The organism is Amycolatopsis sp. cmx-8-4 (assembly GCF_046548675.1).
In the GTDB taxonomy this organism is placed as follows: domain Bacteria; phylum Actinomycetota; class Actinomycetes; order Mycobacteriales; family Pseudonocardiaceae; genus Amycolatopsis.
Genome location: NZ_JAEBDZ010000022.1, coordinates 40134 through 64581 on the forward strand (window position 1 = coordinate 40134; position 24448 = coordinate 64581).

28 protein-coding genes are annotated in these 24448 nt (G+C 72.2%); 21 read left to right on the forward strand and 7 right to left on the reverse strand.

Annotation, left to right across the window (positions count from 1 at the left end; genetic code table 11):
- Window positions 1-77 precede the first annotated feature (77 nt).
- Window positions 78-1208: a sensor histidine kinase gene (locus ACLJQZ_RS35295; protein ID WP_410624387.1), complete on the forward strand. Its 1131-nt coding sequence runs from the start codon at window positions 78-80 to the stop codon at window positions 1206-1208.
- Window positions 1205-1879 carry a response regulator gene (locus ACLJQZ_RS35300; protein ID WP_410624389.1) on the forward strand — a complete coding sequence of 225 codons (675 nt, stop codon included), beginning with the start codon at window positions 1205-1207 and terminating at the stop codon, window positions 1877-1879. Before ACLJQZ_RS35295 ends, ACLJQZ_RS35300 begins: the two co-directional genes overlap by 4 nt.
- Here the strand turns inward: ACLJQZ_RS35300 and ACLJQZ_RS35305 are convergent.
- Window positions 1863-2684, reverse strand: a complete 822-nt coding sequence (locus tag ACLJQZ_RS35305; RefSeq protein WP_410624391.1) for a CPBP family intramembrane glutamic endopeptidase — start codon at window positions 2682-2684, stop codon at window positions 1863-1865. The two genes, ACLJQZ_RS35300 and ACLJQZ_RS35305, sit on opposite strands and share 17 nt — an antisense overlap.
- Window positions 2685-2796: 112 nt before the next feature.
- Entirely contained in the window at window positions 2797-3132 is a 336-nt protein-coding gene (locus ACLJQZ_RS35310; protein WP_410624393.1) for an SDR family oxidoreductase, read from the reverse strand.
- A 243-nt stretch (window positions 3133-3375) separates the two neighbouring features.
- Here ACLJQZ_RS35310 and ACLJQZ_RS35315 point away from each other — a divergent pair, with 243 nt between their 5' ends.
- Together ACLJQZ_RS35315 and ACLJQZ_RS35320 are read left to right on the forward strand one after the other, a co-directional pair.
- Entirely contained in the window at window positions 3376-3927 is a 552-nt protein-coding gene (locus tag ACLJQZ_RS35315) for a hemerythrin domain-containing protein (protein WP_247051276.1), read from the forward strand.
- Window positions 3928-3929: 2 nt separating this feature from the next.
- On the forward strand, window positions 3930-4748 hold the full coding sequence (locus tag ACLJQZ_RS35320) for a family 1 encapsulin nanocompartment shell protein (protein WP_410624395.1): 819 nt from the start codon (window positions 3930-3932) through the stop codon (window positions 4746-4748).
- A gap of 36 nt (window positions 4749-4784) precedes the next feature.
- Here ACLJQZ_RS35320 and ACLJQZ_RS35325 read toward each other — a convergent pair whose 3' ends face one another.
- The gene (locus ACLJQZ_RS35325; RefSeq protein ID WP_410624397.1) at window positions 4785-5654 is read right to left on the reverse strand and encodes an RNA polymerase sigma-70 factor; all 870 of its coding nucleotides are present in this window, start codon (window positions 5652-5654) and stop codon (window positions 4785-4787) included.
- A 132-nt stretch (window positions 5655-5786) separates the two neighbouring features.
- On the opposite strand from ACLJQZ_RS35325, the gene ACLJQZ_RS35330 reads away from it, so the two are divergent.
- Window positions 5787-6527: an SDR family oxidoreductase gene (locus tag ACLJQZ_RS35330; RefSeq protein ID WP_410624399.1), complete on the forward strand. Its 741-nt coding sequence runs from the start codon at window positions 5787-5789 to the stop codon at window positions 6525-6527.
- Entirely contained in the window at window positions 6524-6664 is a 141-nt protein-coding gene (locus tag ACLJQZ_RS35335) for a hypothetical protein (RefSeq protein ID WP_410624401.1), read from the forward strand. The genes ACLJQZ_RS35330 and ACLJQZ_RS35335 overlap by 4 nt, the downstream gene beginning before the upstream one ends.
- A gap of 71 nt (window positions 6665-6735) precedes the next feature.
- Here ACLJQZ_RS35335 and ACLJQZ_RS35340 read toward each other — a convergent pair whose 3' ends face one another.
- The 3 genes from ACLJQZ_RS35340 to ACLJQZ_RS35350 form a co-directional block, all read right to left on the reverse strand.
- Entirely contained in the window at window positions 6736-7026 is a 291-nt protein-coding gene (locus ACLJQZ_RS35340) for a DUF1540 domain-containing protein (RefSeq protein ID WP_247051281.1), read from the reverse strand.
- A 186-nt stretch (window positions 7027-7212) separates the two neighbouring features.
- Window positions 7213-7812, reverse strand: a complete 600-nt coding sequence (locus tag ACLJQZ_RS35345; protein ID WP_410624403.1) for a dihydrofolate reductase family protein — start codon at window positions 7810-7812, stop codon at window positions 7213-7215.
- Window positions 7809-8618, reverse strand: coding sequence for a metalloregulator ArsR/SmtB family transcription factor (locus ACLJQZ_RS35350; RefSeq protein ID WP_410624405.1), 810 nt, complete (start codon window positions 8616-8618; stop codon window positions 7809-7811). The genes ACLJQZ_RS35345 and ACLJQZ_RS35350 overlap by 4 nt, the downstream gene beginning before the upstream one ends.
- 90 nt (window positions 8619-8708) lie before the next feature.
- On the opposite strand from ACLJQZ_RS35350, the gene ACLJQZ_RS35355 reads away from it, so the two are divergent.
- Genes ACLJQZ_RS35355 through ACLJQZ_RS35365 form a run of 3 tightly spaced genes read left to right on the forward strand, consistent with a single transcriptional unit; the run spans window position 8709 to window position 10934 of the window.
- A complete protein-coding gene (locus ACLJQZ_RS35355) occupies window positions 8709-9854 on the forward strand; it encodes an epoxide hydrolase family protein (RefSeq protein WP_410624407.1) in 1146 nt (381 codons plus the stop codon).
- A gap of 53 nt (window positions 9855-9907) precedes the next feature.
- Window positions 9908-10369 (forward strand): winged helix-turn-helix transcriptional regulator, encoded by a 462-nt coding sequence (locus ACLJQZ_RS35360; protein ID WP_410624409.1) that lies wholly within the window; start codon window positions 9908-9910, stop codon window positions 10367-10369.
- Between the two features lie 16 nt (window positions 10370-10385).
- Window positions 10386-10934 carry a pyridoxamine 5'-phosphate oxidase family protein gene (locus ACLJQZ_RS35365; RefSeq protein WP_410624411.1) on the forward strand — a complete coding sequence of 183 codons (549 nt, stop codon included), beginning with the start codon at window positions 10386-10388 and terminating at the stop codon, window positions 10932-10934.
- Between the two features lie 9 nt (window positions 10935-10943).
- On the opposite strand, the gene ACLJQZ_RS35370 is transcribed toward ACLJQZ_RS35365, so the two are convergent.
- Entirely contained in the window at window positions 10944-12404 is a 1461-nt protein-coding gene (locus tag ACLJQZ_RS35370) for an aldehyde dehydrogenase (RefSeq protein ID WP_410624413.1), read from the reverse strand.
- Between the two features lie 106 nt (window positions 12405-12510).
- Here ACLJQZ_RS35370 and ACLJQZ_RS35375 point away from each other — a divergent pair, with 106 nt between their 5' ends.
- From ACLJQZ_RS35375 to ACLJQZ_RS35430, 12 genes are all read left to right on the forward strand, one after another.
- Window positions 12511-13047, forward strand: a complete 537-nt coding sequence (locus tag ACLJQZ_RS35375; protein ID WP_410624415.1) for a TetR/AcrR family transcriptional regulator — start codon at window positions 12511-12513, stop codon at window positions 13045-13047.
- Between the two features lie 199 nt (window positions 13048-13246).
- On the forward strand, window positions 13247-14071 hold the full coding sequence (locus ACLJQZ_RS35380) for an endo alpha-1,4 polygalactosaminidase (protein WP_410624417.1): 825 nt from the start codon (window positions 13247-13249) through the stop codon (window positions 14069-14071).
- A complete protein-coding gene (locus tag ACLJQZ_RS35385) occupies window positions 14071-15339 on the forward strand; it encodes an ABC transporter substrate-binding protein (protein WP_410624419.1) in 1269 nt (422 codons plus the stop codon). The genes ACLJQZ_RS35380 and ACLJQZ_RS35385 overlap by 1 nt, the downstream gene beginning before the upstream one ends.
- Window positions 15340-15348: 9 nt before the next feature.
- Window positions 15349-16275, forward strand: coding sequence for a carbohydrate ABC transporter permease (locus ACLJQZ_RS35390; RefSeq protein WP_410624421.1), 927 nt, complete (start codon window positions 15349-15351; stop codon window positions 16273-16275).
- The gene (locus ACLJQZ_RS35395; RefSeq protein WP_247051293.1) at window positions 16272-17144 is read left to right on the forward strand and encodes a carbohydrate ABC transporter permease; all 873 of its coding nucleotides are present in this window, start codon (window positions 16272-16274) and stop codon (window positions 17142-17144) included. Before ACLJQZ_RS35390 ends, ACLJQZ_RS35395 begins: the two co-directional genes overlap by 4 nt.
- A 7-nt stretch (window positions 17145-17151) precedes the next feature.
- Window positions 17152-18090: a carbohydrate kinase family protein gene (locus ACLJQZ_RS35400; protein WP_410624423.1), complete on the forward strand. Its 939-nt coding sequence runs from the start codon at window positions 17152-17154 to the stop codon at window positions 18088-18090.
- Window positions 18087-19394 carry an alpha-glucosidase/alpha-galactosidase gene (locus tag ACLJQZ_RS35405; protein ID WP_410624425.1) on the forward strand — a complete coding sequence of 436 codons (1308 nt, stop codon included), beginning with the start codon at window positions 18087-18089 and terminating at the stop codon, window positions 19392-19394. Before ACLJQZ_RS35400 ends, ACLJQZ_RS35405 begins: the two co-directional genes overlap by 4 nt.
- Window positions 19395-19406: 12 nt before the next feature.
- Window positions 19407-20288 (forward strand): SIS domain-containing protein, encoded by an 882-nt coding sequence (locus ACLJQZ_RS35410; RefSeq protein WP_410624427.1) that lies wholly within the window; start codon window positions 19407-19409, stop codon window positions 20286-20288.
- Between the two features lie 106 nt (window positions 20289-20394).
- Complete coding sequence (locus ACLJQZ_RS35415) at window positions 20395-20562, forward strand: ribbon-helix-helix domain-containing protein (RefSeq protein WP_410624429.1); 168 nt, start codon at window positions 20395-20397, stop codon at window positions 20560-20562.
- On the forward strand, window positions 20559-20903 hold the full coding sequence (locus ACLJQZ_RS35420) for a VOC family protein (RefSeq protein ID WP_410624431.1): 345 nt from the start codon (window positions 20559-20561) through the stop codon (window positions 20901-20903). Before ACLJQZ_RS35415 ends, ACLJQZ_RS35420 begins: the two co-directional genes overlap by 4 nt.
- Window positions 20904-21178: 275 nt before the next feature.
- Complete coding sequence (locus tag ACLJQZ_RS35425) at window positions 21179-22942, forward strand: acyclic terpene utilization AtuA family protein (RefSeq protein ID WP_410624433.1); 1764 nt, start codon at window positions 21179-21181, stop codon at window positions 22940-22942.
- Window positions 22939-24417, forward strand: a complete 1479-nt coding sequence (locus tag ACLJQZ_RS35430; protein WP_410624435.1) for a CoA transferase — start codon at window positions 22939-22941, stop codon at window positions 24415-24417. The genes ACLJQZ_RS35425 and ACLJQZ_RS35430 overlap by 4 nt, the downstream gene beginning before the upstream one ends.
- Window positions 24418-24448: the final 31 nt, after the last annotated feature.

Genomic DNA, 24448 nt, shown 5'->3' on the forward strand with positions numbered 1-24448 from the left:
GGTAAAACCCGCGTCCCCCACCCGGGTGACGGCGATCGGTGATCCGGCGGGGTCCGGGGCTCGCTAGGCTCCCCGCCATGCCGAAGCTGGGACGCCTCCGGAGCCGGTGGGCGGGGGTCTCGCTCGAGGTCCGGGACCGGGGCCTCGCCCTGGTCGTCACGGCCGCCGCGTTCGTGCCCGGGCTCGCCGTGCTCGGCGCCCAGTTCGGCGATCTGCCGCGGCACGACGGCGGGTTCCTCGCGGTCGTGCTGGTGCTCGCGCAGACGCTCCCGCTGGCCGTGCGGACCCGGTGGCCCGCCGCGGCGTTGGCGGTGACCGCGGCCGGTTTCGCCGCGCACGAGGTGCTCGCGTACCCCACCACCGTCGGCAGCCTCGCCCTGTACTTCGCGCTCTATTCCGCCGGAGCGCACGAAGAGCGGTTCCGCCGGGCGCTGGTCGCGACGGCGTCGGCCGGGTACGCCGTCTTCGCGGTCCTGCTGGCCCTTCGCGGGTCGCCGGCGGGGCTGCTCGACTACGTCGTCTACGTCGCGGTGCTGACGCTGTTCTGGCTGCTGGGCGCCCTGGTGCGGCAACGGCGGCGGCAGGAGGCCGAACGCCGGCGGCTCACCGCCCGCGCCGCCGCGGCCGAGGAACGCGCCCGGCTGGCCCGCGAGCTGCACGACGTCGTCACCCACCACGTGACCGCCATGGTGGTGCAGGCCGACGCCGCCCGGTACCTCACGCCCGAGCGCGTCACCGAGGCGCTCGCCGCGATCACCGGCTCCGGCCGCGACGCCCTGACCGAGCTGCGGTTCCTGCTGGGCGTGCTCGAAGCCACCGGCGCGCGCACGCCGGGCCTGGGCGCGCTGCGCGCCCTCGTCGAACAGCCGGGGCGGGTGGTCGAGCTCGTCGAAGAGGGCGAACGCCCGGCACTGCCGGCCGAAACGGAGCTCACGGCGTACCGGATCGTGCAGGAGGCGCTGACCAACGCGGCCAAGTACGCCGCCGGCCGGCCCGCCTCGGTGCGCGTCGGCTACCGCGCCGACCTCCTCGACATCGAGGTGACCACCGAAGGCCCGGCGACGACGGCCGGCGCCCTCGGATCCGGCGGCCGCGGTCTGGCCGGGCTGCGGGACCGCGTCGACGCGCTCGGCGGCCGGTTCACCGCGGGCCCGTCGGGCGACGGCTTCGTGGTCAGTGCCCGGATTCCGACGAGGAGCGACGGATGACCGACGGCCCGATCCGCGTCCTGATCTGCGAGGACCAGGAACTCATCCGCGCGGGGTACGTGACGGTGCTCGGCGCCCAGCCGGACCTCGACGTGGTGGGCCAGGCCGCCAACGGCCACGAGGCGCTCGCCGAGTTCGACCGGCTGCGCCCGGACGTCGTCGTGATGGACATCCAGATGCCGCTGCTGGACGGGATCGAGGTGACCCGCCGCATCGCCGGCCCCGAGGCGGCCGACCCGGCGAAGGTCCTGGTGGTCACCACGTTCAACGTCGACCGGTACGTCTACGACGCGTTGCGCGCCGGGGCGAGCGGGTTCCTGCTCAAGGACGCGCCGCTGGACGAGCTCGTCGAGGGCGTCCGCACGATCGCCCGCGGCGAGTCGCTGCTCGCGCCTTCGGTGACCCGGACGCTGATCGGCCGCTACGCCGACCGCATCCGCCCGGCCGCTCCCACCGGCGGCCCGCTGGAAGGCCTGGCCCGACGGGAGCTGGAGGTGCTGAAGCTGATCGCCGGTGGACTGTCGAACGCCGAGATCGCGGCCGAGCTGGTGCTGAGCGTGGAGACGGTGAAGACGTACGTCTCGCGGATCCTGACCAAGCTGGACCTGCGGGACCGGGTGCAGGCCGTGGTGCTGGCCTACCGGACCGGGCTGGTCAGCGCCGAGGGATGAGCTTCGCGCGGCGGAGCAGCAGCCCCGTCGTCACCAGGCAGCACAGCAGCGCGAACAGGCCGGCCTCCGGGCCGAACGAGCCGCCGGTGAGCGCGTCCGGTCCGGAAAGGACGGTGCGCAGCAGGCCGGGTTCGCTGTCGGCGCCGGAGACCGCGGTGCCGAACACGCCGCCCTGCAGCCAGTTCCAGGCGAAGTGCAGGCCGATCGGCAGCCACAGCGACCGCGTGGCGGTGTAGGCGACGGCCAGCATCGTGCCGCCCTCGACGGCGATGGCGAGGGTGCCCCAGAGCGTGGCGTGGCCGTTGATCAGGTGCGTCAGGCCGAACAGCAGCGACGAGACCACGATCGCGATGACGCTGCCCGCGCGCTGCTCCAGGATGCGGTGGAGCACCCCGCGGAACAGCAGTTCCTCGGTCACCGCGACGGAAGCCATCGAGCCGGCCACGCCCAGGCAGGCCCAGAACGAGCCGCCGCTGATGTCGGCGTGGGTGAACACGATCGAGAGCAGCATGGTCGCGACGAAGGCGGCGCCGCCGATGAGCGCGCCGCGCCCGAGCCCGCCCCAGTGCCCGGCGGTGGCCAGTTCGGTGATCTCGTCCCGGTTCTCGACCCGCCGGGCCACCCATTTGTAGGCGAAGACGGCCCCGGCGGCCGCGCCGGCCCCGACCAGGAGGCGCAGGACCGGCACGCCCGCCACGAGCGCGTCCAGCCCGCGGGCCGCGATCAGCAGGACGGCGGTGGCGAGGAGCGGGACGGGGAACCGGAAGCGCCGCAGCCGGGGCTTCCGCTCGGTGGGGGTGGTCATCGGGGTTCCTCTCGCCGGACGTCTTTGTGGAGTGCGGCGAGATTACGAGCGCGGCGGCCGGTGTCACATCACTCCGTGACGGACATCCGGTGTAGCTCCCGCGAGGGACAACTCAGGCGGTGAACCCGCCGTCCACGGGGAGGTCGACGCCGCTGAGGTGGCTCGCCCGGTCGCTGAGCAGGAACGCCGCGGTGGCGCCCGCCTCGGCTCCGGTGCCGGCCTTGCGCAACGGCGTCGCGGCGATGCGCGCCTCCACGCCGCCGGGGATGGTGCGGCGCAGCTCGTCGAGCATCGGGGACTCCGTCGGACCCGGGGCGATCACGTTCACGCGGATGCCGAGCGGGCCGAAGTCGTGCGCGGCGGTGCGGGTCAGGCTGACGCGGCTCACCGCCTGGATGTCCGCCTGATCGGCGCGCGTGGCCTCCGGCGACCGGGTCGGTTTGGTCACGGGGAGCCTCCGGCGAGCGGTGATCGAGGGCGTGAAAAGGATGTTCACTTCGTGAACGCGTCCGTAGGCTACCCGACCCGGGCCCCGATCACGGGCACCCTCGTAAGGGTGAAAACCCCGCGTCCGGCCGGGCACGGCACCCGGCCGCGCCGGAGACTGGCGGTCCGGTGTTTTCCGGTGCCGGGGACGGGGTAGAGACGGGCATGGCTACTTCCACCACACCGCGGGTCAGGGGCTGACCGCATGGCCGACATCACCAGCCTCATCCTCGACGACCACGACTGGTTCCGGCGGCAGTTCGCCCGCATGGACGACATCTCCGACGCCGGTGAGCTGGCGGCGGTCTGGCAACCGCTGGCCGACCTGCTCGACGTGCACGCGCGGGCGGAGGAGGAGATCTTCTACCCGCACCTGCTCCGCCGCGGCGAAGACGCGAAGGAGGAGACGCTCGACGCGATCGGTGATCACAACGACATCCGCGACGGCGTCCACGAGGCCGCGTTGCACCCCGTCGGCAGCACTGCTTGGCTCGACGCCGTCCGGAAGGCCAGGATGGCGAACAGCGAGCACATGGCCGAGGAGGAGGACGAGGGCTTGGCCGACTTCCGGCGGCACGCCGACCCCGGTCTGCGCGAAGAGCTCGGCCGCAAGTTCGTCGAGTTCAAGCGGCAGCACGAAGGTGCGCGCGATCTCGACGTCAGCGACATCGACCCGGAAGAGTACGTCGAAGCGGAGCTCGGTACCGGCCCCGGCGACGGCTCACTCGGTATCGGCAGCCTCAAGGAACGGGATTGAACATGAACCACCTGATGCGCGGTCTGGCCCCGATCTCGGACGCGGGGTGGAAGGAGGTCGACGCCGAGGCGAAGGAACGGCTGCACACGCACCTCGCCGCCCGGCGCCTGGTCGACGTCGCCGGTCCGCACGGCTGGCAGTACTCCGCCACCGACCTGGGCCGGACCACTTCGCTCAAGGAGTCCTCCCTGCCCGACGGTGAGGAAGGCGTCCTCGTGCGGCAGCGCCGCGTGTTGCCGCTGGCCGAGGTCCGCGTCCCGTTCACCGTGTCCCGCAGGGAGCTGGACGACGCCGAGCGCGGCGCCGACGACCTGGAGTTCGACGACCTCGACCGCGCCGCGAAGCAGATCGCGATGGTCGAGAACCGCGCGGTGTTCCACGGCTGGGCGGCGGCGGGGATGACCGGCATCGCCGAGACGTGCCCGTACGACCGGCCGGCGCTGGGGGAGAACGCCGAGGCGTACCCCGGCGTGATCGCCCGGGCGGTGGACACGCTGCGCCGCGCGGGCATCGACGGCCCGTACGGCCTCGCGATCGGCCCGGAAGGCTACACCCGGATCGTGGAGAGCACCGAGCACGGCGGCCAGCTGGTCTTCGACCACGTCCGCCGCGTCCTCGGCGGTGGCAAGATCGTCCGCGCCCCCGGCCTGGACGGCGCGATGGTCCTGAGTCTCGCCGGCGGCGACTTCTTCCTGGAGCTGGGCCAGGACCTCGCGGTCGGCTACAGCCACCACGACGCCGAGAACGTGACGCTGTACCTGGAGGAGAGCTTCAGCTTCCGGGTCTCGGAACCGGACGCCGCGATCACCCTCACGGCCTGATCGCGTGAGCCGGTCCGTCCTCAGTGGACGGACCGGCTACACCGCCGCGAGCTTGGCGGGGTTCATCATCCAGAAGACCTGGTCGATGCCCTCGGCCGAGGCCGCGACGGTCAGGACCGCGAACGCGACGCCGTCACGCCGCAGGACCACCGCGTCCAAGCCGTTGACGACCACCGGCGCCACCTCGACGCCCGCCCAGAAGCGGTCCGCGAACGCGCGGACGTACTTCGCCACCGTCGTCGCGCCGTGGACCGGGATGCGCGACGCGCGGGCGACGCCGCCGCCGTCGGAGTAGCTCACCACGTCCGCCGCGAACAGGTCCTCCAACGCCGCCAGGTCGCCCGCCTGGGCCGCGGCGACGAACGCCGTCAGCAGGCGCCGCTGCTCGGGGGCGCTCGCCGGGGCGCGGCGGCCGGCCGCGAGGTGCTTGCGGGCGCGGCTGACCAGCTGGCGGGCCGTGGGTTCCGTCGTCTGGACGATCTCGGCGATCTGCCGGTACGGGTAGTCGAACGCTTCACGCAGCACGTACGCCGCGCGCTCGGTCGGCGTCAGGCTTTCCAGCAGCACCAGGACCGCGAGTTCCAGCGCCGCGGCGCGTTCGGCACCGAGCTGCGGGTCGGCCGAGGTGTCCACCGGCTCCGGCAGCCACGGCCCGACGTAGGTCTCGTGCCGCGCGCGGGCGGTCTTGCCCGCGTTGATGGCCAGCCGCGTGGTCGTCGTGGCGAGATAGGCGGCCGGACTGGTGACGGCCGACCGGTCGCAGGTCTGCCACCGCAGCCAGACGTCCTGCAGCAGGTCTTCGGCGTCGGCCACGCCGCCCAGCATCCGGTAGGCGATGCCGAACAACCGCGGCCGGACCTCGGCGAAGACGGCGGCCGCGTCGTCCAGGTCGGCGGTCACGTCCATTAAACCCCTTCGCCACACCGTTTCGGGCCTGGCCCTGAGCCTAGCGGTGGCCGCGGTGTGAGGCAGGTCGCTGTCACGTTCCGGCGGGCTGTCTTGTCTTCCCTGACGAACACCACCGACGAAAGGAACACCATGAAGATCGTCGTCATCGGCGGTACCGGACTCATCGGCTCGACCGTCGTGGCCCGGCTGGGGGAGCACGGCCACCAGGCGGTGCCCGCCGCGCCCAGCACCGGCGTGGACACGATCACCGGCGAAGGGCTGAAGGAAGTGCTGCAGGGCGCGGACGTCCTGGTCGACGTGTCGAACTCGCCGTCGTTCGCGGACGACGACGTCATGGCGTTCTTCCGCACCGCGACCGGAAACCTCGTCGACGCCGCCGAAGAAGCCGGGGTCGGGCACTACGTCGCGCTCTCCGTGGTCGGCTCGGAGCGGCTGCCCGAGTCCGGCTACCTGCGGGCGAAAGTCGCGCAGGAAGCGCTGATCGAGGACGCCGGCCTGCCTTACACGATCGTGCGCGCGACCCAGTTCTTCGAGTTCGCCGGCGGCATCGCGGACACCGCGACGACGGACGGCGTCGTGCGCCTGCCCAGCGGCGGGGTCCAGCCGATCGCGGCCGCCGAGGTGGCCGCGGCGGTCGGCCGGGCCGCGGCCGGCGCGCCGGTCGGCGGCACGATCGAGATCGGCGGCCCGGAGGTGTTCGGCCTCGACGAGTGGGTCCGCACGGTGCTGGCCGCGCGGTCCGACGCGCGCGAGGTCGTCTCCGACCCGCAGGCACGCTATTTCGGGACGCTGCTGGAGAAGGACAGCCTCCTGCCGGGGCCGGGCGCGCAGGTCGCGGAGACCCGGCTGGCGGAGTGGCTGGCCCGATGACGCGGGTGATCGGCTCCGGCGGCGCGGGCCGCACCGACGCCGCACTGTCCACTATGGACACCGAGGGCGCGTGGCAGCGGCACGCGGCATGGGGGACCCCGAACGGTGCGCCACCGGCGCACCGCGTTCGCGAGTGACCTCGACCCCGGCCGGGAAGCCGGTCGGGTGAGGTGTCCCGGGTGGACGCGCGGCGTCCACCCGGGACCGGCTACTTCTGGTAGGTCAGGCAGTTCGCCGTGCCGCCGCCGGCGCCGATCCGGACGCTCGACGCGGTGCACTCCAGTGCCGCGTTGTGCCGGCAGTCCGCGCGGGAGCAGGCGCCGACCTGCGCGGTGACGCGGTCGAGGCCGCCCTTGGTGTTCAGCGGCACGAACGTGCCACAGTCGGCCGAGCCGTTGTCGCCGCCGACGGTGATGGCGAAGGCGTGGCAGCCGTCGTCGTTGTAGGAACAGCCGCTGACGGTGCACTCGTGGACGGCAGGCATTTCGGTCGTCGTCATACCGGGCTCCCGGGTTTCGTGGTGGTGGTGTGCGTTCGGGCGCGTCCGACGCTGCCACCGGCCCCGGAACCCGGCAATCCGGATGATGATCTTTCACCCTGCTCCCCGCCTCGGTCGGGTGATCGCGGCGCGAAGACCCGGCCGAGGCCACCACGTCGACAAAGCGCTTCGGGTGGTGCTCCCGGTTCAGCGCACGCGGTCGTAGATCACGGCGGTTTCGCCCAGCGCCCCGGTGTCCTGGCGGGCGAGCGTCCACTTGGACGCGGGCAGGCCGTCCTCGAACAGGCGGCCGCCGCCACCGGTGATCTCGGGGCAGATGAGCAGGTAGAGCCGGTCGACCAAGTCCGCCGCGAGGAGCGGCTTGATGACGCTCGCGCTGCTGTTGACGAGGATCTCGCCCGCGCCGGTGGCCTTGAGGTCGGTGACGACGTCGGCCGCGGGGGCGTTCACGATGCGGGCGCGCTCCCACGGCGCCTCGGTCAGGGTGGTCGACAGGACGACCTTCTCCGTGTCGACGAGCCACTTCGCGTAGCCGCGGTCACGCGGGTCGGCGTTCTCGTCCCCGGCGACCGACGGCCAGAAGCCGAGGAAGCCTTCGGCGTTGTTGCGGCCGAGCACCGCCGTCGTCGCGTTCTCCCAGATGCGGGTCAGGTGGTCCCGGGCGACGTCGGTGGTCACGTACGGGGCGATGGCGCCGAAGTCGGCGGGGCCGGCGGGGCCGTTGTAGTGCCCGTCGAGGGTGAGGGCGATGTTCGCGGTGACCTTGCGGCCGGTCGTGCTGGTCATGAGCGTGGTCCCTCTTCTCGGGTGAGTGTTGCGGTGAGGTGGTCGAGCACCTGGCCCCAGCCGGTTTCGATCCCGGCGACGAACGCGGCGGCCTCGACGGTCGTTTCGGTGATGCGCAGGCCGAGCCGCAGGCGGGTACCGCCCGGGGCCGCGGTCAGTGTCAGGTCGTAGTGGCCTGTGAAGGAGACCTTCCCGGCCGCGTCGAGCACCGAGAGCTCGAACGCGAGGTGCCCGGGTCCGTCGGCGGCGTGGACCCGTCCTTCGGAGCGGTAGTGCCCCTCGGCGTCGCGGTAGTCGAGCACGACACGTCCGCCGGGTTCCGGCTCGAGGACGCACTCGGTGATCGTCAGCGACGGCGGCGCCCACCACGACGCGAGCAGGTCCGGGTCGACCCAGTGCCGCCAGGCGACGTCCGGGGGCACCGGCAGGACGCGGTCGAAGGAGAAGGTGCGCCCGTCCGCCCACCGCCGCCGGTCCGCGGCGGCGGTCTCCGCCTCGATCGCGGCTTGGTAGCGCGTCAGGACGTCCCGGGTGCCGGTGTGCGCCTCGATGGCGCCGACCAGTTCCCGCAGCCGCGCTTCGAAAGCGGCGAGCGGGCCGGCTTCGAGCGCGTAGACCCGGCGCTGCCCGAGCGGGGCCATGGTGACGAGGCCGGCGCGGGCGAGGGTCTGCAGGTGCTTGGTGGTCTGCGGCTGCCGCAGACCGGTGCTCTCGGCCAGCTCGCCGACGGACCGCGGCCGCTCCGCGAGGAGCTCCACGATGCGCCACCGCGCTCCGTCTCCCAGTGCTGCCGCGATCTCGTCCATGCCCTGAAGTATTCACTGCCAAGAATATTCTTGTCAAGGAATATCTTGGAGCGGGATTCCGGCCGCCGGATCGGGTCGTAGGGTGCGGGCATGCCGGAGATCACGCCTGAGCCGTTCGCCCCGAAGACCGAGCCCGCGGTGCTCGATGACCTGCGCGCGCGGCTGCGCGCGACCCGCTTCCCGGACTCGCCGGAAGACGCCGGGTGGTCGCTCGGGACCGACGTCGGCTACCTCCGCGAGCTGGTCGCCTACTGGGCGGACGGGTTCGACTGGCCCGCGCGGGAGGCCGAGCTGGGGGAGCTGCCCCGCTTCCGGGCCCCGGTCGGCGGCCTCGGCATCCACTTCGTCCACGCGAAGGCGGCCGGGCCCGCGTTCCCGCTCGTGCTCAGTCACGGCTGGCCGGACTCGTTCTGGCGCTACAGCAAGGTGATCCCGCTGCTGACCGACCCGGGCGCGCACGGTGGCGACCCCGCCGACGCGTTCGACGTGGTCGTCCCCGACATGCCGGGCTTCGGCTACTCCGACCGGCCGGCCGGGCCGCCGCTGGACTCCGTCGCCGTCGCCGGGTTGTGGGCGGAACTGATGGCGGGCTTGGGTTACGCGCGGTTCGGCGCGGCGGGCGGGGACGTGGGCAGCCACGTGAGCCGGTACCTCGCGCTCGACCACCCGGACCGGGTGGTGGCGGTCCACCGCACGGACGCGGGCCTCCCGATCTTCCCGGGCGACCGGGCGGAGCCGGCGCCGGAGGAGCTCGCGTGGTTCGAGACCGTCGCGGCATGGGGTGCGACGGAGGGGGCGTACGCCGCGATGCACCGCACCAAGCCGCAAACGGCGGCGGCGGCCCTCACCGACTCGCCGGCCGGACTGGCCGCGTGGATCGTCGAAAAGCTGCAGAGCTGGAGCGACACCGGCGGTGACATCGAGCGGAGCTACACGAAGGACGAGATCCTGACGAACGTCATGATCTACTGGCTGACCGGCACGATCGGCTCGTCGATGCGGATGTACCACGCGAACTCGGCGATCCCGGCCGAGCAGCTCGCCCGCCGGGTGGAGGTGCCGTCCGGGTTCGCGTTGTTCCGGGGCGACATCGTGCGGCCGCCGCGGGCGTGGCTGGAGCGGATGGCGAACACCGTGCGCGTCACCGAACCCGAGCACGGCGGGCACTTCGCCGCGTTCGAGGAGCCGGAGGTCTACGCCCGGGAGCTGCGGGAGTTCTTCCGCCCCTACCGCTGATCTCGGGTCCGCGGCTCGCGTACCCGAAAGACCGCCGTCGTTTGCCACCGCCGGTGCCGTGCGTCATACTGGTCCGCTGGACCCTGCTCATGCTGCGTGACGTCGTTTTCGCCGGCGCGCGGCACTTCCGCGACCTGCTCGGCGGGCCCGAGCGGATCTCGTCGAACGTGCTCGCCGATCGGCTCGTCGTGCTCGTCGAGCACGGGATGCTCACCCGGGCCGGCGACCCCACGCACAAGCAGAAGGTCACCTACAGCCTCACCGAGCAGGCGATCGAGCTGGTGCCCGTGCTGGTCCAGCTCAGCACCTGGGGTGTCCGGCACCTCCCGGTGGGCGACGCCTACGCCGCCCGCGCCGAGGTGCTCACCACCGGTGGCCCGCCGCTGTGGGACGCCTTCATGGACGAACTGCGGGAAACCCATCTCGGGCCGGGCGCCCGTCGTGGCCCAGTGCCGGACGGTCCGACCGTCGCGGCCCGGATGGAGGCCGCCTACACCGCTTCACTCACCCACTGATGATCGGAGTTCACCGATGAACGACCCGAAGATCCACCTCGACGACCGGTTCAGCGACCCCGGCACGCGGCCCACCGACTGGGCCACGACGCGGGCGGTGCTCGAAACCGCGCAGATCAGCTGGCTTACCACCGTGCGTGCGGACGGCCGCCCGCACGTCACGCCGCTGGTCGCGGTGTGGCTGGACGGCAAGCTCTGCTTCGGGACCGGGGCCACGGAACAGAAGTGCCTCAACCTGACCGCGAACCCGCACGTCGTGCTGACGACCGGCCGCAACACCTGGGACGACGGCCTCGACGTCGCGGTCGAGGGCGAGGCGCGGCGCGTCACCGACCGGCCGACCCTCGAACGGCTCGCCGCCGCGTACCTCGGGAAGTGGGACGGCAGCTGGAAGTACGAGGTGGGCGACGACGGCCTGCGCCAGGGCGGCAACGACGCCCTGATCTTCGCGGTGGAGCCGGCGAAGGTGCTCACGTTCGGCCGGCAGCGCACGCCCGCCTCGGACACCTCGATGCTCTCGACCGTCGAGTTCACCCACACCAGCGCCGTGCCCGCGCGCGGCTGAGCACCACGCTCACGCCGGCACCGTGACGGTCTTGTACTCGATGTACTGCGTGAGCCCGACAACGCCGTATTCGCGGCCGAAGCCGCTGGCCTTGAAGCCGCCGAAGGGGCCGTCGAAGCCGATGGGCGCGCCGTTGACCGTGACGGTGCCGGTCCGCAGGCGGCGGGCGACGGCGAGCGCGTGCTCCTGGTCCGCGGACCAGACCCCGCCGGAGAGCCCGTATTCGGACTCGTTGGCGATGCGCACGGCGTCGTCCGCGGTGCCGTCCGAGTCGTCGTAGGCGATGACGACCAATACCGGTCCGAAGATCTCCTCCTGGGCGATGCGCATCGTGTTCTCGACGTCGGCGAACAGCGTCGGCGTGACGTAGTTGCCGAGTTCCAGCCCGGCCGGGACGTCCGCGCCGCCGGTGACGAGCCGGGCGCCTTCCCCGATACCGAGCGAGATGTAGTCGCGCACGCGCTGCTGCTGGTCGGGCCGGACCATCGGGCCGATGAACGTCTTCTCGTCGGCGGGGTCGCCGACCGGCAGCGACTCGACCATCTCCTTGAGCCCGGCGACGACCTCGTCGTACCGGCCGCGCGGCGCGAGGATGCGGGTCTGGGCGATGCAGGCCTCGCCGTTGTTGAGCAGGGAACCGAACTTCAGGCCCTGGATCGCCGCGGCGAGGTCGGCGTCGGGCAGGATGACGGCCGCGGACTTGCCGCCGAGTTCGAGGCTGACGCGCTTGAGCTGTTCGCCGGCCAGTGAAGCGATCCGGCGGCCCGCGCGGGTCGAGCCGGTGAACGCGACCTTGTCGACGTCCGGGTGCTTCACCAGGTACTCGCTGGTCTCGCGGTCCGCCGGCAGCACGCTGACGACGCCGCGCGGCAGCCCGGCCTCGGCCAGCAGCCCGGCGAGCAGGTTCATGCTGAGCGAGTTCTCCGGGGAAACCTTGAGCACCACGGTGTTCCCGGCCAGCAGCGCCGGGATGACCTTGGCCAGCGCGGCGGAGAACGGCGAGTTCCACGGGATGATCGCGGCGACCACACCGATCGCTTCCCGGCGCACGACCGAGCGGACCGGCACGCCCGGGTCCGACGGCGTCAGGATCTCCTCCCAGCCGAACCCCTCGGCCGCCTCGAGATAAGCGTCGGCCTGCCGGGTCAGCCCGGTCTGGCCCGCTCGGGTGAACCACAGCGCCGAGCCGTTCTCGGCGGAGATGATCGCGGCGACGTCGTCCGCGCGCGCCTCGCGCAGCGCGTTGAGCCGGCGGAGCACGGCGATCCGGTCGGCGGGCGGGGTGTTCGGCCAGGTGCCGTCGTCGAACGCGGCGCGGGCCGCGGCGACAGCGCGGTCAACGTCGGCCGGGAGGGCCTGCGCGGCGCGGCCGAGCGGCGACTGGTCGTGCGGGGACACCAGGTCCAGCAGGTCCGGGCCGCTCGGCTCGGTCCACTCGCCGCCGATGAAGAGCTTGTCATAGGTGATCACGGTCGCCTCCTATTTGTCACACCACTGTAGCGCTTACTGGTCTTAAGGCATTCCAGGCGTGGCAGTAAGCTGTATTACAGTCTCAGGTGCGTGGTAACTTGAAGTCATGAGAGCCGACGCGGTCCGCAATCTCGAGACCGTCCTGACGACGGGCGCGCGCATGCTCGCCGAGGATCCGGCGACCGGCGTCGCCGCGATCGCCGCCGAAGCCGGCGTGGACCGCCGCACGGTCTACCGCCACTTCGCGTCCCGTGACGAGCTGCTGGCCGCGATCTACGACGCCCGGCTGACGGCGGTCGAGGAGGCCGTCGGCCACGCGCGGCTGCGCGAGGCGCCGGTTCCGGTGGCCCTGCACCGCTACGCCGAAGGCGTCATCGAGGTCAACCGCAAGTGGCCGGTCGAGCTGACCCGGATGCGGGCCGAACCGTCCATTCAGGACCGTCGCGGCCGGGTGATCGCCGAGGTGGACGCGTTCATCGCGCGTGCCACCGCGGAGGGCGTCTTCCGGGCGGACGTCCCGGCGGGCTGGGTGTCCGACGTCGTGATCCAGCTGCTGCACCTGGCGTCGCGGCAGCCGTCGGGTGCCCCGGAGGCGGCGGACCTGCTCGTCGCCACCCTGCTGCGCGGAGTCGGCGCGCGCTGAACCATGACTGCTCGAAACTGTCCATTAACGACGGAGAAACCCCAGTATCGAGCACTTGACATGCCCGGTTCTGCTCGCTTTACTTCTGGGCACGTCGGAACGGACGCCCGACGTCAGAGGTACGCCCAGCCGGTATGTCGGCCTCCGCCGCGAGCCCGGACTGAGTCGCCAGGACGCGCTCGTGGTCCGAGGCGGGGTCGTGCCCACCATCATCCGGAGTTCGATGATGCCCTTCTCCCGCGTTCAGTTCCTCGCCAGTGCCGCGCTCGCGGCCGCCGTCCTCGGCGGTACCGCGTGCACGGCCTCGGCCGCCCCGGCCGCGGTCACCCCGCCACCGGTCAAGGCGGGCTTCGACTACCAGATCGGCGGCGCCTACACCCCGCCCGCCGGCGTCAAGGTCGTCAGCCGCGACCACACGGCCGCCCCGGCCGCCGGGCTCTACAACATCTGCTACGTCAACGCTTTCCAGTCCCAGCCCGGCGCCGAGGGGGAGTGGGGCGACCTGCTGCTGCGCGACGCGAACGGCAACGTCGTCGTCGACGAGGACTGGGACGAGGCCCTGCTCGACCTGCACACCGCGGACAAGCGCACCCGCGTCGCGGCCAAGGTCAACGCCTGGGTCGACGACTGCGCCGCGCGCGGTTACCAGGCGATCGAGCCGGACAATTACGACAGCTTCACGCGCTCCCGCGGACTGCTCTCCGACAGCGACGCGCAGGCCTACATCCGCCTGCTTTCCGCCCACGCCCACCAAAAGGGCCTCGCGATCGCCCAGAAGAACACCTCCGAGCTGGCCGGCCAGCGCCAGGCCAACGGGCTCGACTTCGCCATCGCCGAAGAGTGCGGCCAGCAGAAGAACTGCGGCGAGTTCACGCCCGCGTTCGGCGACCACGTGATCGTCATCGAATACACCGACAGCGGCCTCAAGACCGCCTGCAGCCGGTGGAGCTCGCTCAGCATCGTCCGCCGTGACCTCGACGTCGTGCCCAAGGGCGAGTCCGGCTACGTCCGCAAGACCTGCTGATGGACCGGCGGGGTTTCCTGCGCGGTGTCGGCGGCCTCACCCTCGGCACCGCGCTGGCCGGGTGCGGCGCGGCCACCGGGAGCGACGGCGGGCCGGTGACGGTCGAGGTCTGGCACGGCCAGACCGACACCGGCAAGAAGGTCCTCGACGAGCTCGTCGCGGACTTCCACCGGACCCACCCGGGGATCCGCATCGATCTCGGCGGCGGCGTCCTCGCCGACGCGATGCTGCAGAAGATCACCGCGGCCCTCGCGTCGGGGTCCTTCCCCGACGTCGCCTACGTCTTCGGCTCGGATCTGGCCAGCGTCGCGCGCAGCCCGAGCGTCGTCGACGTCACCGATCTCGTCGACGCGGGGCCCGGTTTCTGGGCCCCGGCGCGGGAAGCGGTGACGGTCAACGGCCGGGTGCGCGCGGTCCCGGCGCTGCTGGACTCGCTGGCCGTGGTATGCAACAAGACGCTGTTCGACGGGGCCGGGATCCCGCTGCCGGCCGCGGGCTGGACGTGGGGCGACTTCGTCGAGACGGCGAAGAAGCTCACCGACGCGGGCGACGGCACCTTCGGCACGGCCTGGCCCGCCACCGGCGACGAGGACACCGTGTGGCGGCTGTGGCCGATGGTGTGGGACCTCGGCGGCGACGTGATCGGCGCCGGCGGCCGCGGTATCGGGTTCGCGGACCAGGGGGTGCGGGCCCTCGAAGTCGTCCGCGATCTCGCCGCGGCGAAGGCCGTCTACCTCGATCCGAAAACCGGCAGCGAGCAGATGTACCAGGCGTTCGAAGCCGGGCACATCGGCATGGTCCCCACCGGGCCGTGGCAGCTGCCCGACATCGCCGACGCCGGGGTCGACTACGCGGTCGTGCCGTTGCCAAGCTTCAGCGGCCGTCCCGGCACCATTTCGGGGCCGGACACCTGGACGCTCTTCGACAACGGCGAGGAGCGCGTCGCGGCGGCGCGCACGTTCCTGGCCTGGCTGGTCGACCCGGCCCAGGACGTCCGCTGGGACGACGGCGCCGGCAGCCTGCCGCTGAGCCGCCGGACGCAGGAACTGCCCGCGTGGCAGGAGAAAACCGCCGCAACGCCGGGGCTGCCGGTGTTCGTCGACGCTCTGGAACACGCGCGGGTCCGGCCGGTGCACCCGGCCTACCCGCAGGTGTCGGCGGCCGTCGGCACCGCGATCGTCGCCGTGCTGCTCGGCCAGGCCACCCCGGCCGACGCGTTGCGCGACTGCGCCGCGGCCGCCGACGCCGCTCTCATCATCCCCCGCTAGGGAGCCGTCATGCCCGGACTGCCGAGGCCCATCACCGTCACCCCCGCCCACCAGCACACCCGGCGCCGACGTCGGCGCGAGACCACCGCCGCGTGGGCCTACGTCTCACCCGCCGTGCTCATCATCCTCGGCCTCGGCGTGGTGCCCGTGGCGTGGTCGCTGCTGCTGTCGTTCCAGGTCGACGACCTCGTGACGCCCAGCCGGTGGGTCGGCTGGGACAACTACGCGGCGCTCGCCCAGGACCCGAACTTCGCTCAGGCGGTCGGGAACACCGTGCTGTACACGGTGCTCTACGTCCCGCTGAGCATCTTCTTCGGCTTCCTGCTGGCGCAGGCGCTGAACCGGCGCATCCGGCTGATCGGCGTCTACCGGACGCTGGTCTTCGTGCCGTTCGTGCTCTCGGCGACCGCGCAGGGCGTGCTGTTCTCCTTCATCCTCGACCCGCAGTTCGGCGCGGCCAACTCGCTGCTGCACCACCTCGGCGTGTCCCCGCAAGGGTTCCTGACCGATCCCGCGCAGGCGCTGCTGGTGCTCGTGGCCATCACGTTGTGGAGTGGCACCGGGTTCTGCGTCATCGTGTACCTGGCCGCGCTGCAGGACGTCCCGCCGTCGCTGGTCGAGGCCGCGCGGCTGGACGGCGCGGGCACCTGGCGCGTGCTGCGGCACGTCACGCTGCCGGCGATCATGCCGGTGACGGCGTTCCTGGTGGTGTGGCAGCTGATCACGTCGCTGCAGGTGTTCGACCTGGTGTACGTGACGACCAAGGGCGGCCCGCTCGGCTCCACCACGGTGATCGTCTACTTCGTCTGGGAGCAGGCGTTCAAGAACTTCACCGCCGGCTACGGCGCGGCGTCGGCCTACGTGCTCGCTGTCGCCCTGCTGGTCGTCGTGATCGCCGTCCGCCTGCTCCGCCGGCCCCGGAAGGCACTCCGATGACCGCCCGGATCGACAGCGTGCCCGCGCCACGCGTCCTGCCCGTGCTGCGCCGCCCGCGACTGCCGTTCAGCCCCTGGCACCTGCTGCTCGTGCCGCTGGCCGTGGTGTTCGCCGCGCCGCTGGTGTGGCTGCTGCTCAGCTCGGTGATGAGCAACGCCGAGATCAACCGGTTCCCGCCCGCGCTCTGGCCGTCCCACGTGGACTTCTCGGGTTACCGGTACGTCCTCGACAACGCCCTGTTCGTGCGCTGGTTCACGAACTCGCTGATCGTGTCGGCGGTGACCGTGGTGTCGAACCTGCTGTTCGGCGCGCTCGGCGGGTACGCGTTCGCACGGATGCGGTTCGCCGGGTCGCGGGCGCTGCTCGCGCTGATGATCGCGACGATGGCGATCCCGTTCCAGCTGACCATGATCCCGACGTTCCTGGTCATGAAGAAGCTCGGCCTGATCGACAGCCTCGGCGCGCTCATCGTGCCGTCGCTGGTGACGCCGTTCGCGGTGTTCCTGCTGCGCCAGTTCTTCCTGTCCCTGCCCCGGGAGCTCGAAGAGGCCGCTTGGATCGACGGCTGCTCGCGGCTGCGCGTGCTGTTCACGATCGTGCTGCCGTTGTCGCGGCCCGCGTTGAGCACGGTGGCCGTGCTGACGTTCCTGAGCACGTGGAACGACCTGACCTGGCCACTGATCGCGCTCAACCACGACACCGTCTACACGCTGCAGCTGGGCCTGACGACGTTCCAGGGCCAGCACCACACCAACTGGGCCGCGGTGATGGCGGGCAACGTGATCACCGTGCTGCCGGTGCTGCTCGCCTTCCTCGGCGCGCAGAAGACGTTCATCCAGTCCATCACCTCCAGCGGCCTCAAGGGCTAGGGCCGTCATGCACCGTTTCGACCTGCTCGTGGTCGGCGACGCCAACCCCGACGTCATCATCGGTCCACTTCGGACGGACCTGGCGTTCGGCCAGCGGGAGCAGCTCGCCGACTCCGGCGTGCTCACCCTCGGCGGCTCCGGCGCCATCACCGCCGCCGGCGCCGCCCGGCTGGGCCTGAAGGTCGCCTTCGCCGGGCGCGTCGGCGACGACGCCGGCGGCCGGTTCGTCCGCGACGCGCTCGGCGAACGCGGCGTCGACACCAGCGCGTTGCGGATCGACCCGGCGTTGCCGACGCCGTTGACCACCGTCCTGACCCGCGACGGCGACCGCGCGATCGTCACCGCACCGGGCACCCTGGCCACGACCAGCGCCGACGACGTCCCGCCGGACCTGCTCGCCGCGAGCCGGCACGTCCACTCGTCGTCGTACTTCCTGCTCCCGAAGCTCGCGCCCGCGTTGCCGGGTCTGCTGCGCGCCGCCCGCGGGCACGGCGCGACGACGTCCGTCGACACCAACGACGACCCGGCCGGGACCTGGGACGTCGGGGAGCTGCTGCGGGAGGCGGACTTCCTGCTGCCCAACACGGCGGAGGCACGCCGGCTGACGGGCGCGGCCGACGCGCGGGAGGCCGCTGGGCTGCTGGCCGCACGCGGCCCGACCGTCGTCGTCAAGGACGGCGCCGACGGCGCTTTCTCTTGCCGTGCCGGCGAATTCGCGTTCACCGCGGGAATCCCGGCGACGGCCGTCGACACCGTCGGCGCCGGGGACAGCTTCAACGCCGGGTTCCTCGCCGGCGTCCTGGCCGGGCTGCCGCTCGGGACGGCGCTGCGCTGCGGCGTCGTCTGCGGCGGCTTCTCGGTCCGCGCCCGCGGCGGCACCGCCGGCCAGGCCACGTGGGACGACGTCCTCGTCCACCTCGAACGCACCGAATCGGATCACGCATGACCCCCAAGATCACCTTCGTCGGCGCGGGCAGCGTCGTGTTCACCCAAGGCCTGCTCGCCGACCTGTTCACCTACTCCGAGCTGGACGGCGTGCACGTCGCCCTGCACGACATCGACCCGGAGCGGCTGGCGACGGCGCTGGCCGCGGCCCGGCAGATCGCCGCCGCCCGCGGCGTCAAACCCCTGCTCACCGCGCACGCCGACCGCCGGGAAGCCCTGGCGGGCGCGGACTTCGTCGTGAACATGGTCCAGATCGGGATGGGGGAGTCGACGCGCATCGACTTCGCCGTCCCGGCCCGTTACGGCCTGCGCCAGACCATCGGCGACACCCTCGGCATCGGCGGGATCTTCCGCGCCCTGCGGACGTTCCCGTTCCTGAAGGGACTCGGTGCGGACATCGCCGACGTCTGCCCGGACGCCTGGCTGCTCAACTACACCAACCCGATGGCGATGAACGTCCAGTACCTGAGCGAGGTCACCGGGCTGACCCGGGTCGTCGGGCTGTGCCACTCGGTGTACTGGACGGTGCACGGGCTCGCCGAGCTGGTCGGGGTGCCGTTCGACGAGGTCACCTACGTCGCGGCCGGCGTCAACCACCAGGCCTGGGTGCTGCGGTTCGAGCACGGTGGCGCCGACCTGTACCCGCGGCTGGCGGCGCTGGCCGAGGGCGACGAGCAGCTCCGGCGGCGCGTCCGGTTCGACATGTTCCGGCGGCTCGGCTACTACCCGACCGAAACCAGCGAGCACTCCGCCGAGTACGTGCCCTGGTACCTGCACCACGACAGCGAGATCGAGCGGCTGCGGCTGCCGGTCGGGGCGTACCTGGAGATCGTGGCGGAGAACGAGGCCGAGTACGAGCGGACGCGCCACGCCGTCGCCGCCGGCGAGCCGCTGCCCGTCGAAGGCACGAACGAGTACGCGCCGCAGGTCATCCACAGCATCGTCACCGGCACCCCGCGCACGGTCTACGGCAACGTCGTCAACCGCGGCCTGATCGAGAACCTGCCGGCCGGCGGTGTGGTCGAGGTGCCGTGCCTGGTCGACGGCACCGGCGTCCGGCCGACGCGGATCGGTGCGCTGCCGCCGCAGCTGGCCGCGCTCAACCGGACGTACCTGAGCATGAACGACCTGGTCGTGCGCGCGGCCGTCGAGGACGACCCGCGCCACATCCGGCACGCCGCGATGACCGACCCCGCCACGGCGGCATCGCTGCCGGTCGAGCGGATCTGGGAGCTGTGCGACGACCTGGTCCGCGCGCACGGCGACCGTCTCCAGCCCGCACTGCGTACCCTTCTCGGCCACTGATTCAGGAGAACGATGTCCTACACCCTCGACGAGATCACCAGCCAGCCGGAGTGCTGGGCGCGCGTGGTCCGGGACCTGCCGCTGCACGCGCCCGCGTTGCCCGCGATGGGGGAGCGCGTCGCCGTCATCGGCTGCGGCACCTCGTGGTTCATGGCGCAGAGTTACGCCCAGTTGCGCGAGGACGCCGGCCACGGCCTGACCGACGTCTTCGCGGCGTCGGAGGCGAAGCTCGACCGGCCGTACGACCGCGTGTTGGCGATGACCCGCTCCGGCACGACGACGGAGATCCTGACCGCGCTGGAACGAACGCGCCCGGGCACCCGCGTCACGACGATCACGGCGGTGGCCGACTCACCGGCGGCGGCGCTGTCGGACGACGTCGTCTGCCTGCCGTACGCCGACGAGCGTTCGGTGGTCCAGACGCGGTTCCCGACGACGCAGCTGCTGCTCCTGCGCGCGCACCTGGGTCTGCCGACGGACCGGGCGCTGGCCGACGTCTCCCGCGCCTTGACGACACCGCTCGCCCCGGAGCTGCTCGCGGCGTCGCAGCTCTCGTTCCTGGGTGCGGACTGGCACGTGGGGGTGGCGAACGAGGCGGCGCTGAAGGTCCGTGAAGCGGCGGCTTGGTGGACGGAGTCGTACTCGGCGATGGAGTACCGCCACGGCCCGATCGCGGTGGCCGCGCCGGGCCGGGCGGTCTGGAGCCTGGCGCCCTTGGACGCGAGCCTGGTCCGCCAGATCGAGGCGACGGGCGGCTACCTGCGGCAGGGCGGGCTGGACCCGCTGGCCGAGCTGGTGCTGGTCCAGCGCCTGGCCGTGGCCCTCGCCGAAGCGGCGGGCCGCGACCCGGACCGCCCGGCCCACCTGACCCGCTCGGTCGTCCTGGCGAGCTGATCCGACCTGAAGTGCCGTGAGGGGCACCTTCATGGACCTAACCGCCATGAAGGTGCCCTTCACGGCAGTCTAGTCGTCTAGTTAGCTAGCGTGCTAGCATCCTGTCATGAGTGACAAGGACGTCAAGCAGTTCAACGTGTACCTGCCGACGGACTTGATCCGTGAGGTCAAGCACCACGCCGTGGACACCGAGCAGTCGCTGTCGGCCCTCGTCACCGAGGCGCTGCGCCGGTACCTCGCCGCCACGGCCGACTCAGAAGGAGAACAGCGATGAAGAGTGACCGCGTCGAAGCCCTGTACCTGGAGACGCACAACTGGGGGAAGTCGGCCAAGTTCTTCCAGTCGCTCGGCTTCGAGATCGACTTCGCGACGGACCACAGCTCGGGACTGCTGCGCAACGGCGACGGCGCCTACCTGTTCGTCGCCGAGGTGCCGGAAGACCAGCCGACCGGGATGCAGGTCGTCATCAAGGTCCCCGCCGAGGACACCTTCGAAGCCGGCGCGCCGGTCGAGGTCGTCAGCCCGTTCGCCGACACCCACTTCGGGACGCGCGAGATGAGCGTCCGGGATCCCGACGGGCGCACGTGGATCCTCCAGGCGCCGTCCGGGACGTGACCGAACGGCACGCCGACCTGGTCGTCACCGTGCAGGCCACGCAGCCGGACCGGAGCCGCCCCCTCGGCGGCCCGGTCCGGCGTACCCCACAAGAATGCCCCGCGCACCGTGGCGAAACCTTGCAAAGACCTTGAATCCGCAGGTCAGCCGCGGACACCGGGTGATCGCCGAACGAGTGAATCGATCTCCGCGCCCGCATCCGCCCGCCGGGATGCCGCGCCCGCCGTGGGCGGCTAGCGTCGGAACCGACCAGCCGTCGGCGGGAGGAGCGGGGAATGCGGGACCGGGCGATCCGGATCGGCACCTTCTCCGGCTACCTCGGCGACCGCTTCACCGCGCTCGCCGAAGCCCTCGACGGCGACCCCGTCGACGTCCTCGCCGGGGACTACCTCGCCGAGATCACCCTGGCCATGCTCGCCGCGCGGCACCGGCGCGATCCTTCGCGCGGCTACGTCGAATACTTCCTCGACCAGCTGCGGCCCCACCTCGCGACCATCGCCGAGCGCGGCGTCAAGGTCGTCACCAACGCCGGCGGCTTCCACCCCGCCGGGCTCGCCGACGTCGTCCGCGCGGCCGCCGCCGAAGCCGGGGTGACTCTCTCCGTTGCGCACGTCGAAGGCGACAACCTCCTGGCGGACCTCGACGAGCTGGCCGCCGCGCACCCGCTGACCCACCTCGACACCGGACGTCCGCTGTCGAGCTGGGGCACCACGCCGATCGCCGCCAACGCCTACCTCGGCGGCCACGGCATCGCCGCCGCGCTCGCCGGCGGCGCCGACGTCGTCGTGTGCGGGCGGGTCACCGACGCGTCGCTGGCCGCCGGGCCGGCCGCGTGGTGGCACGGCTGGGCCGCCGGCGACTGGGACCGCCTCGCCGGCGCCGTCGTCGCCGGGCACGTCATCGAATGCGGCCCGCAGGCGGTCGGCGGCAACTTCTCCGGCTTCACCGGCGTCCCGGGCATGACGAAACCCGGCTTCCCGATCGCCGAGATCGCCGCGGACGGCGGCTGCGTGATCACCAAGCACGCCCGCGACGGCGGCATGGTCACCGCCGACACCGTCACGGCCCAGCTCGTCTACGAGATCCAGGGCCCGCGCTACCTCAACCCCGACGTCACCGTCCACCTCGACGACGTCCGCCTCACCCCGGCCGGCCCCGACCGGGTGGCGATCACCGGCGCGACCGGCTCGCCGCCGCCCCCGACGACCAAGGTCGCGCTGTTCGGGCAGATCGGGTACAGCGTCGTCAACACCGTCTACGTCACCGGCCTCGACGTCGACGCGAAGATTGCCCTGCTGCGCGAGCAACTCGGCCGCGCGGACGGCGTCGACCTCGACGTCACGCGGATCGGCGTCCCGGCCGCGGACCCCGGCAGCCAGTGGGACGCCACCGCGGCCGTCCGGATCATGGCGACCTCCCGCGAGAAAGAACCCCTCGAACGCTTCGGGCTCGCGAAGCGGATCGGCAGCCTCTATCTCCAGAGCATCCCCGGCTTCTTCCACGACGGCGGTGGCGAACTGGCCGTCCGCCCCCGGCCGCGGATCGACTACTGGCCCGCGGTGCTGAACGCCGACGTCGTCCCGCACCGCGTCGTTTTCACCGACGGGCAAACACAAGACGTCCCGCCGCCACCTCGGACGTCCATTGTGGACCAACCAGCGCACCCGGAACCCACCGAAGAGCCGGAGGGGACCCGGCTCGTGCCGCTGGGCACGGTCGCGCACGCCCGCAGTGGCGACAAGGGCGGCAACTGCAACCTCGGCGTCTGGACCGCCGACCCGGACGCCTGGCCGTGGCTGCGGCGGACGCTGAGCACGGCCAGGCTCCGCACGCTGCTGCCGGAGACCGCCGGACTCGAGATCGTCCGGCACGAGTTCCCGCACCTGCGGGCCGTGCACTTCGTCCTGCGCGGGCTGCTCGGCACCGGCGGCTCGGCGAACCTGCGCGTCGACCAGGTCGGCAAGGCCGTGGGCGAGTACCTGCGCGCCCGGCTCGTGCCCGTCCCCGAAGAACTCCTGCAGCGGAAGGACTCCCGATGACGCTCACCGACCGGGTCGCGCACGCGATCGCCCACCCGGCGACCGGCGACGCCTTCGACCCGCACGCCGAGCTCGCCGACCTGCTGTCCGGTATCGGGATGAGCCCCGCCGACACCGGCGGCACGATCACCTTCGACGGCGCCGACCCGGTCGTCCCGAGCACGCTGCGCCTCGGTGGCGCGTCGGCGATCGCGCTGGCCGCGAAGTCGGCGGCGATCGCGAAACTCTGGCGGCTGCGCGGCGGCGACGGCCAGGACATCGGCGTCGACCTGCGGGTCGCGCCGCACCGGCTGTGCCCGTTCTACGACCGGAAGTGGGAGCTGGTCAACGGTTTCCCGCAGAGCGCGGCGGCCAATCCGAGCCAGGCGCTGGGATTCCGGTTCTACCGCACCGCCGACGACCGCTGGGTGATGCCGCTCAACCCGTACCCGAAGATCAAGATCGCCGCGCAGCGGCTGCTCGACGTCCCGGAGGACCCGGACCGGGTGGCCGCCGCCGTCGCCGGATGGAAGGGCATCGAGCTGGAAGAGGCCGCCGTCGCGGCCGGGACCGTGCTGCCGATGCTGCGCACCACCACCGAACTGCTCGCCGAGCCGCACTACCGGGAGAGCCTGGCCGGGCTGCCGCTGATCGAGATCACCAAGATCGCCGACAGCGATCCGGTGCCGCTGCCCGCGGGCGCCGCCGATCCGCTGTCCGGCGTCCGCGCGCTAGGCATGGGCCACGTGATCGCGGGCGCGGGCGTCGGCCGCGCGCTCGCCCTGCACGGCGCCGACGTCCTCAACCTGTGGCGCCCGGGCGAACTCGAGCACGACGTCACCTACGTGACGGCGAACGTCGGCACGCGGTCGGCCATCGTGAACCCGTACAAAGAAGAGGGCGCTCGGAAGATCCGGGAGCTGCTCGGCACCGCGGACGTCTTCTACGCCAACCGAAGGCCCGGTTACCTCGCGAAGATCGGGCTGACCGCGGAGCAGGCCGCGGAAACCCGGCCGGGGATCGTGTACGCGACCGCGTCGCTCAACGGGGAGCACGGGCCGTGGGCCGGCCGGATCGGGTTCGACCAGACCGCCGGCAGCCTCACCGGCATGATGCACCTGGAGGGTGACGGCGAAACCCCGGCGCTGCCGCCGATCCTCGTCGTCAACGACTACATCGTCTCGTGGCTGATGGCCGCGGGGATCGTCGAAGCGCTGACGCGGCGGGCGACCGACGGCGGCAGCTACCGCGTGCACGTCTCGCTCACCCGTGCGGCGCTGTGGATCCTGAGCATGGGCGTGTTCGACAAGGCCTACGCGCTCGACACCGCCGGCCGCGGCGAGGCGCACGCCTACCTCGACCCGGAGACGTTCACCGCGGACACCCCGCTCGGGCACTACCAGGGCGTCACCGACCAGGTCCGGATGTCGGCGACGCCGGGCCACTACCGCACGGTCCTGGTGCCGCGCGGCTCATCCCGTCCCGAGTGGTCGTGAGTGGCAATGCGGGTTCTAACCCTCATTACCA